Source organism: Niabella digestorum (genome assembly GCF_036409055.1).
Classification (GTDB): Bacteria; Bacteroidota; Bacteroidia; order Chitinophagales; family Chitinophagaceae; genus Niabella; species Niabella composti.
In genome coordinates, this window is sequence record NZ_JAZGLY010000004.1 from 99,211 (window position 1) to 113,618 (window position 14,408).

Annotated in this window: 12 protein-coding genes; all 12 read right to left on the reverse strand. The window is 38.7% G+C overall.

Features of this window, described 5'->3' with window-relative positions:
- Positions 1 to 16 precede the first annotated feature (16 nt).
- A complete protein-coding gene (locus V2H41_RS07940) occupies positions 17 to 739 on the reverse strand; it encodes an alpha/beta hydrolase (protein WP_330974609.1) in 723 nt (240 codons plus the stop codon).
- 121 nt (positions 740 to 860) lie between these two features.
- Complete coding sequence (locus tag V2H41_RS07945; protein WP_330974610.1) at positions 861 to 3,224, reverse strand: glycoside hydrolase family 2 TIM barrel-domain containing protein; 2,364 nt, start codon at positions 3,222 to 3,224, stop codon at positions 861 to 863.
- 116 nt (positions 3,225 to 3,340) lie between these two features.
- A complete protein-coding gene (locus V2H41_RS07950) occupies positions 3,341 to 5,431 on the reverse strand; it encodes a sulfatase-like hydrolase/transferase (RefSeq protein ID WP_330974611.1) in 2,091 nt (696 codons plus the stop codon).
- Positions 5,432 to 5,587: 156 nt separating this feature from the next.
- Positions 5,588 to 5,854: a ligand-binding sensor domain-containing protein gene (locus tag V2H41_RS07955; protein WP_330974612.1), complete on the reverse strand. Its 267-nt coding sequence runs from the start codon at positions 5,852 to 5,854 to the stop codon at positions 5,588 to 5,590.
- Positions 5,855 to 6,123: 269 nt separating this feature from the next.
- Positions 6,124 to 7,674, reverse strand: a complete 1,551-nt coding sequence (locus V2H41_RS07960) for a sodium:solute symporter family protein (RefSeq protein WP_330974613.1) — start codon at positions 7,672 to 7,674, stop codon at positions 6,124 to 6,126.
- Between the two features lie 165 nt (positions 7,675 to 7,839).
- Positions 7,840 to 8,859 carry a cytochrome-c peroxidase gene (locus tag V2H41_RS07965; RefSeq protein ID WP_330974614.1) on the reverse strand — a complete coding sequence of 340 codons (1,020 nt, stop codon included), beginning with the start codon at positions 8,857 to 8,859 and terminating at the stop codon, positions 7,840 to 7,842.
- Positions 8,860 to 8,922: 63 nt separating this feature from the next.
- The gene (locus V2H41_RS07970) at positions 8,923 to 9,786 is read right to left on the reverse strand and encodes an MbnP family protein (RefSeq protein ID WP_330974615.1); all 864 of its coding nucleotides are present in this window, start codon (positions 9,784 to 9,786) and stop codon (positions 8,923 to 8,925) included.
- A gap of 39 nt (positions 9,787 to 9,825) precedes the next feature.
- Entirely contained in the window at positions 9,826 to 11,808 is a 1,983-nt protein-coding gene (locus V2H41_RS07975) for a TonB-dependent receptor domain-containing protein (protein WP_330974616.1), read from the reverse strand.
- Between the two features lie 6 nt (positions 11,809 to 11,814).
- Positions 11,815 to 12,741 (reverse strand): hypothetical protein, encoded by a 927-nt coding sequence (locus V2H41_RS07980; protein ID WP_330974617.1) that lies wholly within the window; start codon positions 12,739 to 12,741, stop codon positions 11,815 to 11,817.
- A gap of 216 nt (positions 12,742 to 12,957) precedes the next feature.
- Entirely contained in the window at positions 12,958 to 13,356 is a 399-nt protein-coding gene (locus tag V2H41_RS07985; protein ID WP_330974618.1) for a hypothetical protein, read from the reverse strand.
- A gap of 82 nt (positions 13,357 to 13,438) precedes the next feature.
- Entirely contained in the window at positions 13,439 to 14,041 is a 603-nt protein-coding gene (locus tag V2H41_RS07990; RefSeq protein ID WP_330974619.1) for a YciE/YciF ferroxidase family protein, read from the reverse strand.
- A gap of 64 nt (positions 14,042 to 14,105) precedes the next feature.
- Positions 14,106 to 14,306, reverse strand: coding sequence for a hypothetical protein (locus tag V2H41_RS07995; RefSeq protein ID WP_330974620.1), 201 nt, complete (start codon positions 14,304 to 14,306; stop codon positions 14,106 to 14,108).
- Positions 14,307 to 14,408: the final 102 nt, after the last annotated feature.

Genomic DNA, 14,408 nt, shown 5'->3' on the forward strand with positions numbered 1-14,408 from the left:
TCCTTTACCACTGTTATCATTTGTTGGCGGGAAGAAATCCCAGTTCTATAAGGAATCGTGTAGTTACCATAAGCGTCTCCTCATAGTATTTATTTCCCTTTTCTCTGTAATTAAAAAAACCATGGGGTTGATCCGCATATAAGAATAAATCACACCTATTCCCTATTGCACGCATTTTTTTCTGATAGTCTTCTGCTGTTTTTACAGGGATATGTTTATCCTTAGTTCCTAAAAAAACAATGGTAGGGGCGGCTCCCTTCTTGATATTATGGTAAGGAGAAATGCGCACATAGTCGTCTCCAAATATCTTGTAACCATAATTATCCGGACCATTATTAAATACGGGGTTAAATAGTACCAATGCATTAGGACGCGCGCTAATGCTTATATCGTCAGTAGCTTCATCAATTTCTATAAGATCAGTAGCTGCCGCTACATGTCCTCCGGCAGATCCACCGGCGGCAACTATGCGGTCAGGATCTATACCCAATTCTGCCGCATGCTTTCTTAAATAACGAATAGCCGACCTACCGTCTTTAACGCATTCAAAAGGGGTTGTATGATGACGGCTTCTCACCCTATAATCGGCAGTTATAGCTATCATGCCTCGGGAGGCTAAATAAAGTGCTTGATGCTTAAACTGATCTATCGTGCCGCCTACCCAACCTCCTCCAAAAAAGAAAATAATAGCCGATCGTTTTTGTTCGGGCTTAAAATCATCAGGATAATATAATTTCATTATCAGTTGTGTTGTATCAACAGTCTTATACACAACTTCCTTTACGTTATTCTGAGCATTTGTTATCAGAAATTGTAATACACAAAGAGTCAAAAACAGATACTTCCGCATTATTAGTATTTTACTTTTTGTTGCTTTTTGAAAGGGAAGAAAATGTTATTGTCTGACTTTTCAAACCATCTGAGGTTGCAGTAAGCTCTATATTACCCGGCTCAAGAGTAGTCTGAATCATAACCAAACATTTCCCCTTAAATGCTTTCCGCTCTTCAGCTTTCATTGAGGAAAAGTCGATGATATCGCCATTTTCAACGCCTATTATTTTTCCGGGACCTTTCAACTTAAACTTTACCAGGTTATTTGCTTCAGGAACCATTATTCCTTGGGCATCGGTAATTTGCACTTCCACATGAATAACACTACGTTTGTCGGCAACAACTTGTTGTTTATCCGGAATAAGTCGGATAGCTGCAGGAGCACCTGCAGTAGTCACACTGGTTTTAGCTACTATTTTCCCATCCTTACGTGCAACAGCCTCCAAAGTGCCGGGTTCATATGGCACCATCCATACCAATTGTCTTGACATGTCCATTGTTTGCACTCCCAGAGAACGTTTATTCAATAATAGCTCCACTTCGGGTGCATTAGAATACGCCACTACAGGTATTGTTACGCCTTCCATTCCGGGATGTGTCCAATGAGGCAATAAATGCACCATAGGAGTAGACGACCATAAACTTTGATACAAGTAATAATGATCCTTTGGAAAACCACATAAATCCAATATTCCAAAATTGGCAGTACGTGCCGGTTGAATAGCAGCTTCACCCAAATAATCAAAACCTGACCATCTAAAGGTACCTATAAAAAAAGGAAAGGCCTCGGTACGATTATGTTGATCTCTCACTCCAATACGTACAATTGCATTATCATACGAAGATTGATAAAAAATCGACTGCTTCTTAAATACCTCCTTCTCAGATAAATCCGGTATTGGAAAAACTTTCGACTTAAAATCTTCCCATTTTACACCTTCTTCCCAAGGGGCAGGGAAATCCCGTGTGCGATAGGATGTACGAGCATAGTAAACACCACGGGTTTGTAAGGTATGTGTTATTTCGGTTCCTAATAAGGGTTTATCGGGATGTTGTTGGTGAAAAGTTTCTAGTACACCGGGCATTTCTCCTTCGCCATTAAAGCCGACAACGTCTACATACCGGCCCTCACCGCTTCGGGCCTGTGTTACAGGACGCGTAGTATCTAAACTTTTCACTACTTCAACTAGGTGCTTTTGCAGTTCTACATTGAATCTAGGCACTTCGTTGCCGATGCTCCACATAATGATAGAAGGATGATTACGATCGCGCTTGATAAAATCAGTAAGATCTTTTTTCCACCATTCTTTAAAATATAATCCATAATCATACGGAGCTTTAGGTTTATCCCACCCGTCAAACGCTTCATCGAGTACCATTATGCCCAACGTATCACACATTGCGTAAAGCTCAGGTGCTGCGGGATTGTGAGTTGTTCTGATAGCATTGCAACCCATTGCTTTTAATAACTTCAAACGTCGATACAATACATCTTCCGGAACTGCTGCGCCTACAGGACCTGCATCATGGTGATTACAGACACCATTCAGCTTTATTCTTCTTCCATTTAATACGAACCCATCTTTAGCATTCACTTCAATAGTACGTACACCAAAGTAGGATATATATGATTCTTCTTTATTATCGGAATAAATAATTCGGTGTACTACTTTATATATTTCAGGTGTTTCGGGCGACCAGTAGCGCGGATTAGGTAAAACCATTTTCTGGCGCCAATTGGTTAATCCCGTATCTACAGTTACGCGTTCAGATTGAGTCAGCACTTTTTTATTATCAGATGAGAAGATATCCGTCTGCAATCTAATTACGCGTGCTACATTAGACTTGTTCTGTATTTCTGTTTGAATATGAACATCCGCTTTTTGAGGCGAAACATTAGAAGTAGTAATATAAGTGCCCCACTGCGGAATATAAATCGCTCCTGTGACGCGCAACCATACATGACGATAAATCCCGGAACCGGTATACCATCTACCGCTAGGTAGTCTGCTATTATCTGCTTTTACAGCAATAACATTCTTCCCTGTTTTTAAATATGGCGTAATATCATACTCGAAGCTAATATATCCATAAGGACGTTTACCAAGATAATGACCATTTATCCATACCTCGCTGTTCATGTAAACGCCATCGAATTGAATCATTACATGGGAGTCCTTCTGCTTTTTCCATTCAAAGGTTTTGCGATACCAACCTATACCACCGGGTAGATACCCCCCACGCCATCCTGAAGGATTATCTAGGTCGAACGGCTGCTCGATGCTCCAATCATGCGGTAAATCAAGCTGACGCCATGAAGCATCATCATAAGACATTTCTGAAGCCCCAGCTATATCTCCGAGATGAAAACGCCAATCAAAATCAAAGTTCAAGGTATGGGAACCTCCAGCGCGTTGTGCGTGGCATTTATTTATCGGAGTTATCACCAATAAAAATGCACAGACTGCTAAAAGTTTCCAATATATATTGCAAGTCAATTGTCGCATAGCTAAGATTCTATTTTCTCATTTGCATCATACAAACGATCATAAGGTAATACACCGCAATTAATCAATATTGATCGAATATAAAATTTCAGTTTGGGTGGTTGCGATTTTAAAGTCAGTAACTGTTGTAGTTCTTTTACCAACGGTGTGGCTTTAACGCCAACATTTTGCAGACAAGCTGCTGCTGGACCAAAACCGTCCTTCAATTGTTGAAGCAAATAATCAAGGCCACGCTGGGTATCTCCGGCATAAACCATAGCTTCGGCAAGCATACATTTCACTTCAGGAATCACAGAGGTATCCTGCAATACATTTGTAGCAGCTTTAGGAACATTTTTTATTAATCCTATCTTAGCCAATCCACAAATACCACTTGCTCCCCAATACTGCACTACCGGATCTTTATCACTCAGAAATTGTAGCAATGTTGCTAGCTGCTTGGGGTCTTTTAATGATGCAATTTCTGCTGCGCTGATCTCTTTTGATACATCAATCTTAGCTTTTCTAACAACATCATACAAAGCACCCTCTTTTTGCAGCACACGTCTATATTCTCGAGGAATAAATCCTAGATCCTTTTGCTCTCGCAACATTGACTGTAATGCCTTTTTCAAAGTATTCAGCGCATCCTTATATGCAGGTAATGAAGCTAGGTTTGTTGTTTCTAAAGAGTCCTTCTGAATATCGTATAATTCAAAAGTTTCTACAGGTTCCCAAAATTTAAGATGCAAAGGGTTTTTTATTGTTCCTGCCATAAAAGCTTTATCCCATGCCTGTTGGGCCGGCATTTGCCATTGATAATCTTGCCGTGTACCATTGGGATATGCGCTCTGATAGTTCCAGATGAGTTTATAACGTCCGTCGGTTATAGCGCGCGATGGCGCATAAGTATCGCCTTGATTAGCACGAAACGTAAAAATATATTGACGCAGGTTTTGAGCATCATTGGCAGCTTTGCCTAAGAAAGGAGCTCCCACCATAAAATCAGGAATGGAGACGTTACAAAGACTTAATACAGTAGGCGCTAAATCGACAAATGAAACGAGACGATCACTTACCGACGGTATGGTTGTTCCGGCCAGATGTTTCCAACGCGGAGGAAAATAAACGATGAACGGCACCAATGTTCCAGTCTCATAGACGTAAGCCTTACCGCGCGGCACGGTTCCTCCATGATCGGCATAAAAGAAAATAATAGTATTATCAGCTTCACCGCTTTGTTCAAGTTCTTTAAGCTGCTGTCCAACCCAAGCATCCATGCGTTTTACGGCATCCATGTTCCAAGAAATATCATCACGCACCTCAGGCAAATCAGGTATATAAGGAGGTACAATAACCTTATCCATAGGAACACTTCTAGAAGAACGGCCTTCTGTGGTGCGGGTAGCCACTCTGCTCATGTGGGTAATTCCGGTATTAAATACTGCAAAGAAAGGTTTACTCTTATCTGGTCTATCTTTGTAGGTTGCATTCTTTCCTGATGCATCCCATACATTCTTAGGAGTTTTTAGATTAGTATAGATAGCCCCTCCTCCAGCTGTACCAATCCAAAGTACTCCATATTTATCTTCAAAAAAACATTTAATATTAATAATACTTCCGATGAAACTTGTATTATTAATCTGTTTTATTACATGTTCTGCCTTCCACTGAGGACCATTATTTAAAGCGGAAAAAGGCATAGTGAGGCGAAATACACCGTTTTTGAGCGTACCCACCCATATGGAACCTCTTCGATCTTGGAAAAGCGACTCAACTTGTGTAATTGCTTCTGGCAGCTGCACTTTCTTAAATACAGGCAGAAGTCCTGCTTGATTCCACCCCTCCAGCCGAAAGACGCCATCCTTTCGTCCGGCCCATAAAATGCCGTTATTATCTAGCATTATTTTTCCCACACTTATATCGTTGTTTGACGCCGGAACTTTGGAAAAGGATTTAGAAGATATGTTGTAAATATATATTCCTTTGTTGGTAGCTAACCATAAGTAACGTGTAGCTCCATATATCATTGAATTAATAATAAGCGGTTTATTATTTGCCGCACGAACCAAAATATGACTCTTAATTTTCACTTTTTCATTACGAATCTCCATTGCGAATAAATCGCCTCGCTTGGTAGCTACCCACACTGTTCCTTTGTCATCAATGCATATACCACTAATCCATGCAACTTCTGCAGATTTGTTGCTTGCGAAAAGTGATACTCGTGTAAACTTTTCAAATTTTTCATTATAAATACTTAAACCCTGTCACTCTGTTCCTATCCAAAGGTGACCATCTCCATCGGGAAGTATTACGGTAATGCGGTTATTAGGAAGGCTGCTGGTGTCGCCGGGAATATTTTTAAAAACTTGTACCGTTTTGCCATCATACTTATTTAATCCATTATGAGTACCGAACCAAAGAAAACCGGAATGATCTTGTACCATCGCAGTTACATCGCTATGCGATAAGCCATCGTTTACTGAAAGTTGCCTAAAAAGGGTATTACCCGTACCTTGTGCTGATGCAATCATTGCAGCGAATAGGCAAAGCACTAAAAATGACGGGGTTTTCCTGATCTTTGAAAATAGGATATACTTCATAGCAATAGCAGCCATCGTTAGCTTATAGGTCTATAAGCAAGCCATATGTAAGAGGTCTCTAAATTTATCACATCGAATGTACGAAATACCTTTCTACATTCATTAAGTTTTCTGAAATATATCAATTGGTATGTGGGAAAAACAGAATGAAAACATCAAACGATTGGTGACAAGTAATATATTACTAGGGAAGCATCTCACTAACTTTTCTTAGTATTCCCCATCACGATCCCTACCAAAAATATCACCAACGTACCTACTACAATAATCATATTAGCATGCAGCGGATTTCGCAGGAAGGAGTATTGATCGGGAATCAAATAAGAAAAAGTCATCCATAAAATAACCAATATACCAACAAGCGTTGCAATAAATGCCGCCTGATTATTCGTTTGCTTGGATGCTATTCCTAATAAAAACAATCCAAGCATACCTCCGGCAAAAATGCCTGAGAGTTGCCACCAAATATCCAATACACTTTTAATGCCTATCATTAACACACCTGCAAACATACCGAGCAAACCAAATACTACAGTGGCAATATGTAATAAACGAAGCCCTTCTTTATCAGTGGTTTTTCTTCTAAAATATCTTTTGTAAATATCTTCTGAGAATACAGTAGCAGAAGCATTCATTCCCGAGCTAATGGTACTCATCCCAGCCGAAAGTATAGCTGAAATAATCAGGCCCAATATTCCCCCAGGCAACATAGTTACCATAAAATGCGGCATTACCTTGTCTCCATAATCCTCAGGTTTTAAAGTTTGTGCCAAAGCTGCGATTTCGCCAGAAGCAACATTATTACCTAATCGCTCCGCAGCAGCTTGAATTTTTATCGGTTCCAACAAGGCGGGATTGGTTTGATAATACGCATACAAACAGCTGCCGATAACAAAAAACAATAATGATATTGGAATATACATCCATACACAAAGCCAAATGGATTTTGTAGCTCCACGAGAAGTGCTAGCCGTGTGATATCGTTGCACGTAGTTCTGATCCATTCCAAAATTGTTCAGATTGATGAAAAATCCATATACCAGCACTACCCAAAATGTAGAAGTAGTAAAACCAAACTTCCAACTGCCTAAACTGAATTTTTTATCCGTCATACCGATTTCGAAAATCTTACCAATACCGCCTTCAATATGCTGTATTGGTAAATATAGAATCAATAAGGCGCCTACTGTGATCAAAATAGCTTGTATGACTTCTGTCCAAATTACCGCCTCAATACCACCCATTACCGTATATAACACAATACAAATACCGGTAATCAGCATGATGGTTTTAATATCAAATCCAGTCAATGCTTGCAATGTAAGCGACAGACCAAAAAAGATTGAGCCCATTCGCGCAATCTGTGTTAGAATAAAACATATCACGGCATAAGTACGTGCCCAAGGACCAAATCTTCTTTCGAGATTAGTATACGCCGAAACCTCTCCTGTATTACGATAAAAAGGAACAAAATACTTTGCTGCAATAAGCGCTGCTATCGGCATAGACAAACTAAAAGCAAAAGCATTCCAGTTAGAGCCAAATGCTTTTCCGGGAACTCCGATGAAAGTATTACTGCTCAAAAATGTAGCGTATAACGAAAGGCCTATTGCCCAACCTGGAATCCTCCCTGAAGCCTTGGTAAACTGCGATTCTGTCTTATTTCTTTTAGAAAAAACATATCCTATATATACCATAGCAAGCATATAAACCGCAATCACCAAAAGATCTACAAAAGGTAAATTTTCCATACTGACAAATTACAAGCAATTCTTCACAAACTTACTAAATACGGTGGTCGCGCACATGTACAATTTTATCAAAACTATATAGAATATTACTATATCACTCGCAACTCAGCTCAATAAGGAGATCTTTTCTTGCAATATATCATTGAATGTAAAAATATCTCGACGCTACTGTGTCTTTGTTATGAATCCAGGATCGCTTAATGTTTTCAAAAAAGCAATAAGTTCTTCCTTTTCCTGCTCCGTCAATGGTATGCGCCTGTTATTATTTTTTAAAAAGGGATCCAGATTTTCAGTGTCCAGAACGCCGCCATCAAAATAATCTAATACGCTCCTTAAAGTTGGGAACTGTCCAAAACTTCCATAGGGTGCCGTATATTCTACATTTCGCAAAGAGGGAACTCTGAAACTCATAAAATCCTTCATATCCTTTGTCACTCTAGCCCGGCCTGTTTCATTCTCATTAGGATTTATGGGGAAACCAACATTTCTAAAACTTTGATCGGTAAACAGCACAGTACTATGACAGCTTTCACACTTCTGTTGAAATACATGATATCCTCTCGCTTCAATCGCTGTGAACATAGCCTCATTACGCATCACTTTATCATATTTACTATTTGCAGAAATCAGGGTGTATAGATATTGTGCAATACTTTTATATATTCGATCAGGCGTTACAGAAGTATCTCCATATGTTTTACGAAACAGATGTTGATAATCCGTATCATTCTGAATCTTATTGATAACTTCCACAATCGACGAATTCATTTCTTCTTTTGTGATAATAGGTATAAGTGGCTGCTTTTCCAATTGCAGAATACTACCATCCCAATTATAGAACTTCATGAAGGCCATATTTTGAATAGGCGGTACATTGCGTAATCCCACTCTTCCATACACACCTATTGCCTTAGTATTATTGTCGGCAAAAGCATTTTCAGGCTTATGGCAGCTGGCACAGGATATCGAATTATCTACGCTAAATCTCTTATCATTAAATAAACGCTCGCCCAATATTACACCGTACTTTGTAGGCCTATTAGCCACAACATAAGTATTAAAGTCAGGAAAATAATCCGGGATAGGTAATTTGATATAGGGATTATCGTCATCAGCATCAGGTTTGTTCTTGGAACAACACCAAAGGCATAATAACACACCAAAAACTATAAGCAATTGCCTCATCCTGCAAATATTATTCACACATTAGAAAATGCTGCTGGCATGATGCCTACAGCATGATATAGCTTATTGTTCAACAGTAGTCACGGAAAACATCCCCATTTTATCGGTAGTTCCGTTTCCTCCCATGTTTTCGACAAATCGCATCATCTGTACAGATGTATGCCTGTTGGGAGTAGCATTATCATCCATGCCGGTTCCGGAGCTGAGCTTGATTGTATGAATGTTTCCACTTAAAAGTTTATCGAAATCAGCTTTTATAGTAATTATTGGAGCGGCGTTACCTACTACCGCAGCAACAGGCAAATCGAGCTCGATATCCCTGTATGCATCTACACCTTGTGTATAAGCTCCTTCTTCTCCTTCAATAGTGCTGCCAGTGTGAATAGACAACTTTTTATGATCGACATCATAAAATCCTTCCAGCTTTGCAAAGCGATATCCGGTACCCCATTCCCACATCATTTCGGTATCGTTGGCTCCGGCAGCTGCGTAAAACTTAGGGAATCTCACCTGATCTATTGTGTTCAACTCGCTTTTTACACCTAGTCCAAATTTCAGTTGTTTATACGTTCCGGACGGAATATCATATAAAACAAACTCATTCGTTTCGGGTTTGGCATGATTGATAACAGCTGCACCTTTATCAAGATCATTAATATAATAAGGTATTTCTGTACCATCGATTTTAACTAATCGAATATTACTTACTACATATTTAATTTCAGTAAATCCATGCTGCTGTCCTTCCTTGGATGTGTTGATTGTAGCAAGCCCCGAGCTAGCATCTCCTAAAACAATGGGAGTATTTTTAAATGTATTCACAAAATGCAACCTTACATCATTAGCAACAATCGCATCCTTTTTACTACACGCTAACAACAGCAGCAATGGCAGTGCTATCAAGAATTTCATTTTATAATTTTTCATGGCTAATATTATTTTGTTCGTTAAACAATCTTTCTGCTCTTATAATGCAAGTTTCAATGACATAAAAAGATTTCTTCCCATTCTGGGAATATTCCCCCAATCAGCATAAGTGGAATACTGCTTATTTAGCAGATTTTCTACTCCTAGTTGTATCACAGCATTGATATCATGTAATGCAAAAGCGTAATCAGCGGCAATGTTCCAGATCATATATGCAGGCTTACTACGCTCTCCATACTCGGGACTATAATTGACATGTGCAAAATCTCCCTGCAACATTGTTTTGATATGAAAATGGTGACGCATCCACATCAGAGAAGTATTATAATGAAGCGGTCTTATAAATGGCAAATTGGTACCTGTATTATCGGTAGCACGTGCATAGGTCATGCTGCTTTCCCAATGCAGATGTTTCCAGATATCATAACGCAGATGTGCAGTTGCATTGAAAATACGTGCATACTTCAATGAAGAGTAGGCCTTTACCCCCACGGACTGATAATTCATAGGACTGCCAATACTCAATACTTTGCCCACTATATAATTGCGGATATGGAAATAATTTGTCTTAATAGAAAGATGTAATTCTTCCTTTTGAAAACCTACACCGGCGTTAACTTCATAAGATATTTCATTTTTCAAATTAGGATTACCTACATAATCATACCTGTCAAAACTATTGTAGATGTAATAGCCATACCCTTCCGAAACCGAAGGAGCCCGTTGGCCGTATCCAGCACCTAAAGAGAAATCAAAAGCATTAAACTTCTTTTCATATCCTACATGTAAACCTGTCAATATTCGCTTATTCTTTTGGGAAGCATGTGGATAAAAGATTCTGTTAAACTCCACATAACGCGAATAATTGTAATGATATCCTAACGAAGCTCCAAAGCGTAGCATCGTATTCTCCGACCGCATCCATACATTATTTACAGAGACCCCTCCGTATGTCGTCGTTACCCAAGGCCAGCTATAGGCAAACATAGTTCGCTTACTTCTATCTTGAGGATACATACGCATCTCGGCAATCGATAGATTATTGTATCCATTAAACTGTATATTCGAAACTAGCTTTCTATGCTCCAGCTGAAGATTAGAAACCATCCCATAAGTTGTACTCCATCCCGGCATATCCATATGTACTAAGTTTTCAGGACGCTTCGTATCATCCATATAATGCTCTACTGCGTTAAAGTATAGCTTTGTATTCCAAGATCTGATGCTACCCTTCTCAAATAACTGCTTGTAAGTGGCAGAAGTAATGATTGCTCTAGAAAGCCATAAATCCATTGGAAGTGCCGGATAACCTACATCTTTGGCTACATCAAATATGGCATCCAGTCTAATAGAAGACAGTTCCGATGTTTTATAAGCCAGGCCGGCCGAAGCATTCAGCTTGCTGTACTGAGAATGTTGAACCTCCTCCTGATTTCCATCATAATAGTTTCCGGCTTTCCGATAGGCTATGCTTCCATCCGTCACAAATCGTTTTCCAGAATAGGATAAGTTTAATAAATTAAACACCTGCTTATTATTCCACTCTACACCCGTTTGATAGATCCCGCTCCACTTTTTCAAAAGACCAAATGGTGTTACTTTTCTTTTAAAATCAATGTTACCACCTATTGTAGCACCATGCATATTTCCTTCCTGCCCTGAACGAATATCAATCGATGACAGATTATTACTCTCCAAATAGGTAGATACAGGATCCATTTTATCGGTACAGGCTCCAAATATGTGCATACCATCTATAGTAATGGAGGACCGCTCTATTGTCATATTGTTCAACAGGGGCTCCCACGCGTAAGCTCCTCGCTTAATAAAACTTACTTGCTCGGAAGCAGCCAGATACTCATCAATAGATGTGGACTGTTTTATATCTGCATGTATATTTCTTTTAGCAGCTTTTATTTTAATCTCCTCCAGCACCCTTGTTGTATCATCCTGCGCAGGCTCCTGAGCCTTAATACCCGTCGTAATTATTAATATCACTAAAGCAATATGTAGGGCCTTCATGAAATATCAGAATAAAATGTCAATATGTAGTTCACTTTTCGCGCCTTCCACACCGGGGGTGAAATCTTTAGAAACTTCCATTCCCTTTACTACATTCCCAGATGGATTGAGTAATATAAAATTCAGCGTCCAATTGCCTGTCATAGTATAGTTCACCACACCATGATACAATCCGTCGTCCAGCTGTATTAAATCCTCATTATTAGGCGAAGAATGATTTCCCATCGAAGGCTCAGGCATACGGGGATCTAAAAGCAGCTTGTATCCCGTCACTTCAGTATAATAGTACTGTACAGGAAAAGGAAAACTATCAACCGAGGAAGAATCAATTGTTTTACATTGATATATCCCAGCTACTAGATCGTTTTCTCCCACTTTCGGTTTGTATGGAGATACGAGCGCAATAAGATATTTTATATCATCATTCCCAACAAAAGCCGTCATGCCTAAATTTTTATTAGGTTGCTCCAGCACTTTCACCTTTCCGCTTGCATAATGTGATTTATTATCAGTAGTAAAGCTTACATAAAGCTGCGAGCTTTCATTAGGACGATCCTCGTCTACAAACACTACATATCCTGAAAAATAATTACTATCAGAATGATATTGCAAGTGATATTGATGCGGACAGGATATCCGAGAGCCATCACTATTTTCTTTAAAAGGGAAAAAAGCAATGCTCGAAATCTGGCCAGTTTGGTCATTCGAAGTATCAGCAATTCTTACGCGAATCGGATTATATCCTTTATAAAATTTACCGTTCAAAGCTTCAATATGCACTACGTAATTATCAGTATGCAATAAAGCCGCTTCCTTGAAATCATAATATACCGGCACCTCTGCATTTCTCTCCGCTTCATAGTCCGTCTTAGCCTTGGTACAAGACAATAGCAACAGGCATACTACACCTGAGATGAGTATTCCATTCTTCATAAAGAAAATCAATCAAGAGAATTGTGTAATAAAGCGTCAGGTCAACGTACTAGCATTATTTATTCATTCGGCAATGGTAATAATCCGATAACCGCAACACTCCAGTGTTTTGGCAACGTATACGAAAAGCAGTTCCGTATAGCATGGGTAATAAATACCTAAAACACATAGTACAGCACAAACTATAACGCCAATGCTATAAGATGAATGAATAAATTATGCCTGTATAGAGAGAGAAGATTCCGGAGGCTTTACAACAGCAGTTGTATAGAGAAAAGAATAGAGAGGGCTTCGATATAACGAATAATTATATTTTTTATCAAACGGCAACTGAGTCTCAATAGACACAATACGTACAGAGCAAAAAACAACTGTTTCAAACTGCAATTGTTTCAGCATCTCACTGGCTTTCTGCTCAGTTTCTTCACGTTGCATCTGTGCCAGCTTACAATGACCGTTGCATTGCAATTGAGGTCGATTCTTATTTACACAAAAAAGATCAATAAAAAAAGCCTTGTTATATTCATAAACTGCATACAGCACGGTATTTCTCATTACACTGATAAGCATAATGACCATTACAAATACTGTTGCTATTTTATATAAATACTTCAAGGAATAACACTTTGGACCTTGCGAGTGCAAAGGTACAAAAAAGAATTATTCCCTGAAGACTTTATTAACTAAATTAGATTTGCTACTTAGCTTTTATGTTCACTTCCGATACAGCAATCTTAGAAAGCAACTTGTCGCAATTCTTTTCTTCCTGTAAAGTTGATTTTAATAAACTGACAGCATCTTTATGACCTAATTGACTAGCATAAGTGGCCAGTGTACCATAAGTTGCAATTTCATAATGCTCTACCTTTTGACTGGCAGCAATGATACCCGCGTCTCTTACTGCTCCCGGCTCAGTTTCTTTAAGAATACTTTTTCCTTCCTTTAGCAACCCATCCATAGCGTCACACTTTTCAGCTTTGGCTTTCTTACCTAGTATTGCAAACACTTCTTCCAATCGTGTCACATGCTGTTGGGTTTCGGCAATGTGGTCATCAATGGCAGTTTTCAATTTTGCCGAGGAAGCATTAACTTTCATCAAAGGCAATGCTTTTAAAAGGGCTTTTTCTGCCCAATACATATCTTTAAGTCCGTCTTCAAAAAATTCTAATAATTCTTGTGCGGCATCTTTCTTTGCAGCTATTTTTTTTGCAGGTGCTTTTCTTTGAGGCATAAATAAATATTTAAAGTTTAAAATAAAAAAGTTGAGAGATAATTGACTGCGGAATTTTATAGCTTTCAAAATAAAAGCTAATATTTCACACTACTGTCTTGAACCAAGAGGACTATAATATTTAAAATATAATTTACAGTGAGGAATCTTGCTGCTTTAGATTGGTAATAATATAACACATTACGCCGCTGCGCAATTCCTGATACCATTCCCATTCTTCCAAGAGAATATCTTTTCCGTTAGTTATATAATTATTCAACAATATAATGGCATCTGCGGTAAAATGTATATTGGCAGATATGACCTCCTTGTCAGCACTTAATATTTTCAGCATATAAATGTTTTTAAGAGTTTAGGAAATACATTTATCCTATAGAGGACATCTTCTTATGAGCTGAACTACTAAAAAGGAGGACAATTCTTACAGCCTAAATAA

What these genes read in the sequence shown, in the direction of transcription:
- V2H41_RS07940 (WP_330974609.1), bottom strand. Translation starts at nt 739, where the DNA reads ATGAAATTATATTATCCTGATGATTTTAAGCCCGAACAAAAACGATCG.
- V2H41_RS07950 (WP_330974611.1), bottom strand. Translation starts at nt 5,431, where the DNA reads ATGGAGATTCGTAATGAAAAAGTGAAAATTAAGAGTCATATTTTGGTT.
- V2H41_RS07955 (WP_330974612.1), bottom strand. Translation starts at nt 5,854, where the DNA reads ATGATTGCATCAGCACAAGGTACGGGTAATACCCTTTTTAGGCAACTT.
- V2H41_RS07960 (WP_330974613.1), bottom strand. Translation starts at nt 7,674, where the DNA reads ATGGAAAATTTACCTTTTGTAGATCTTTTGGTGATTGCGGTTTATATG.
- V2H41_RS07965 (WP_330974614.1), bottom strand. Translation starts at nt 8,859, where the DNA reads ATGAGGCAATTGCTTATAGTTTTTGGTGTGTTATTATGCCTTTGGTGT.
- V2H41_RS07970 (WP_330974615.1), bottom strand. Translation starts at nt 9,786, where the DNA reads ATGAAAAATTATAAAATGAAATTCTTGATAGCACTGCCATTGCTGCTG.
- V2H41_RS07975 (WP_330974616.1), bottom strand. Translation starts at nt 11,808, where the DNA reads ATGAAGGCCCTACATATTGCTTTAGTGATATTAATAATTACGACGGGT.
- V2H41_RS07980 (WP_330974617.1), bottom strand. Translation starts at nt 12,741, where the DNA reads ATGAAGAATGGAATACTCATCTCAGGTGTAGTATGCCTGTTGCTATTG.
- V2H41_RS07995 (WP_330974620.1), bottom strand. Translation starts at nt 14,306, where the DNA reads ATGCTGAAAATATTAAGTGCTGACAAGGAGGTCATATCTGCCAATATA.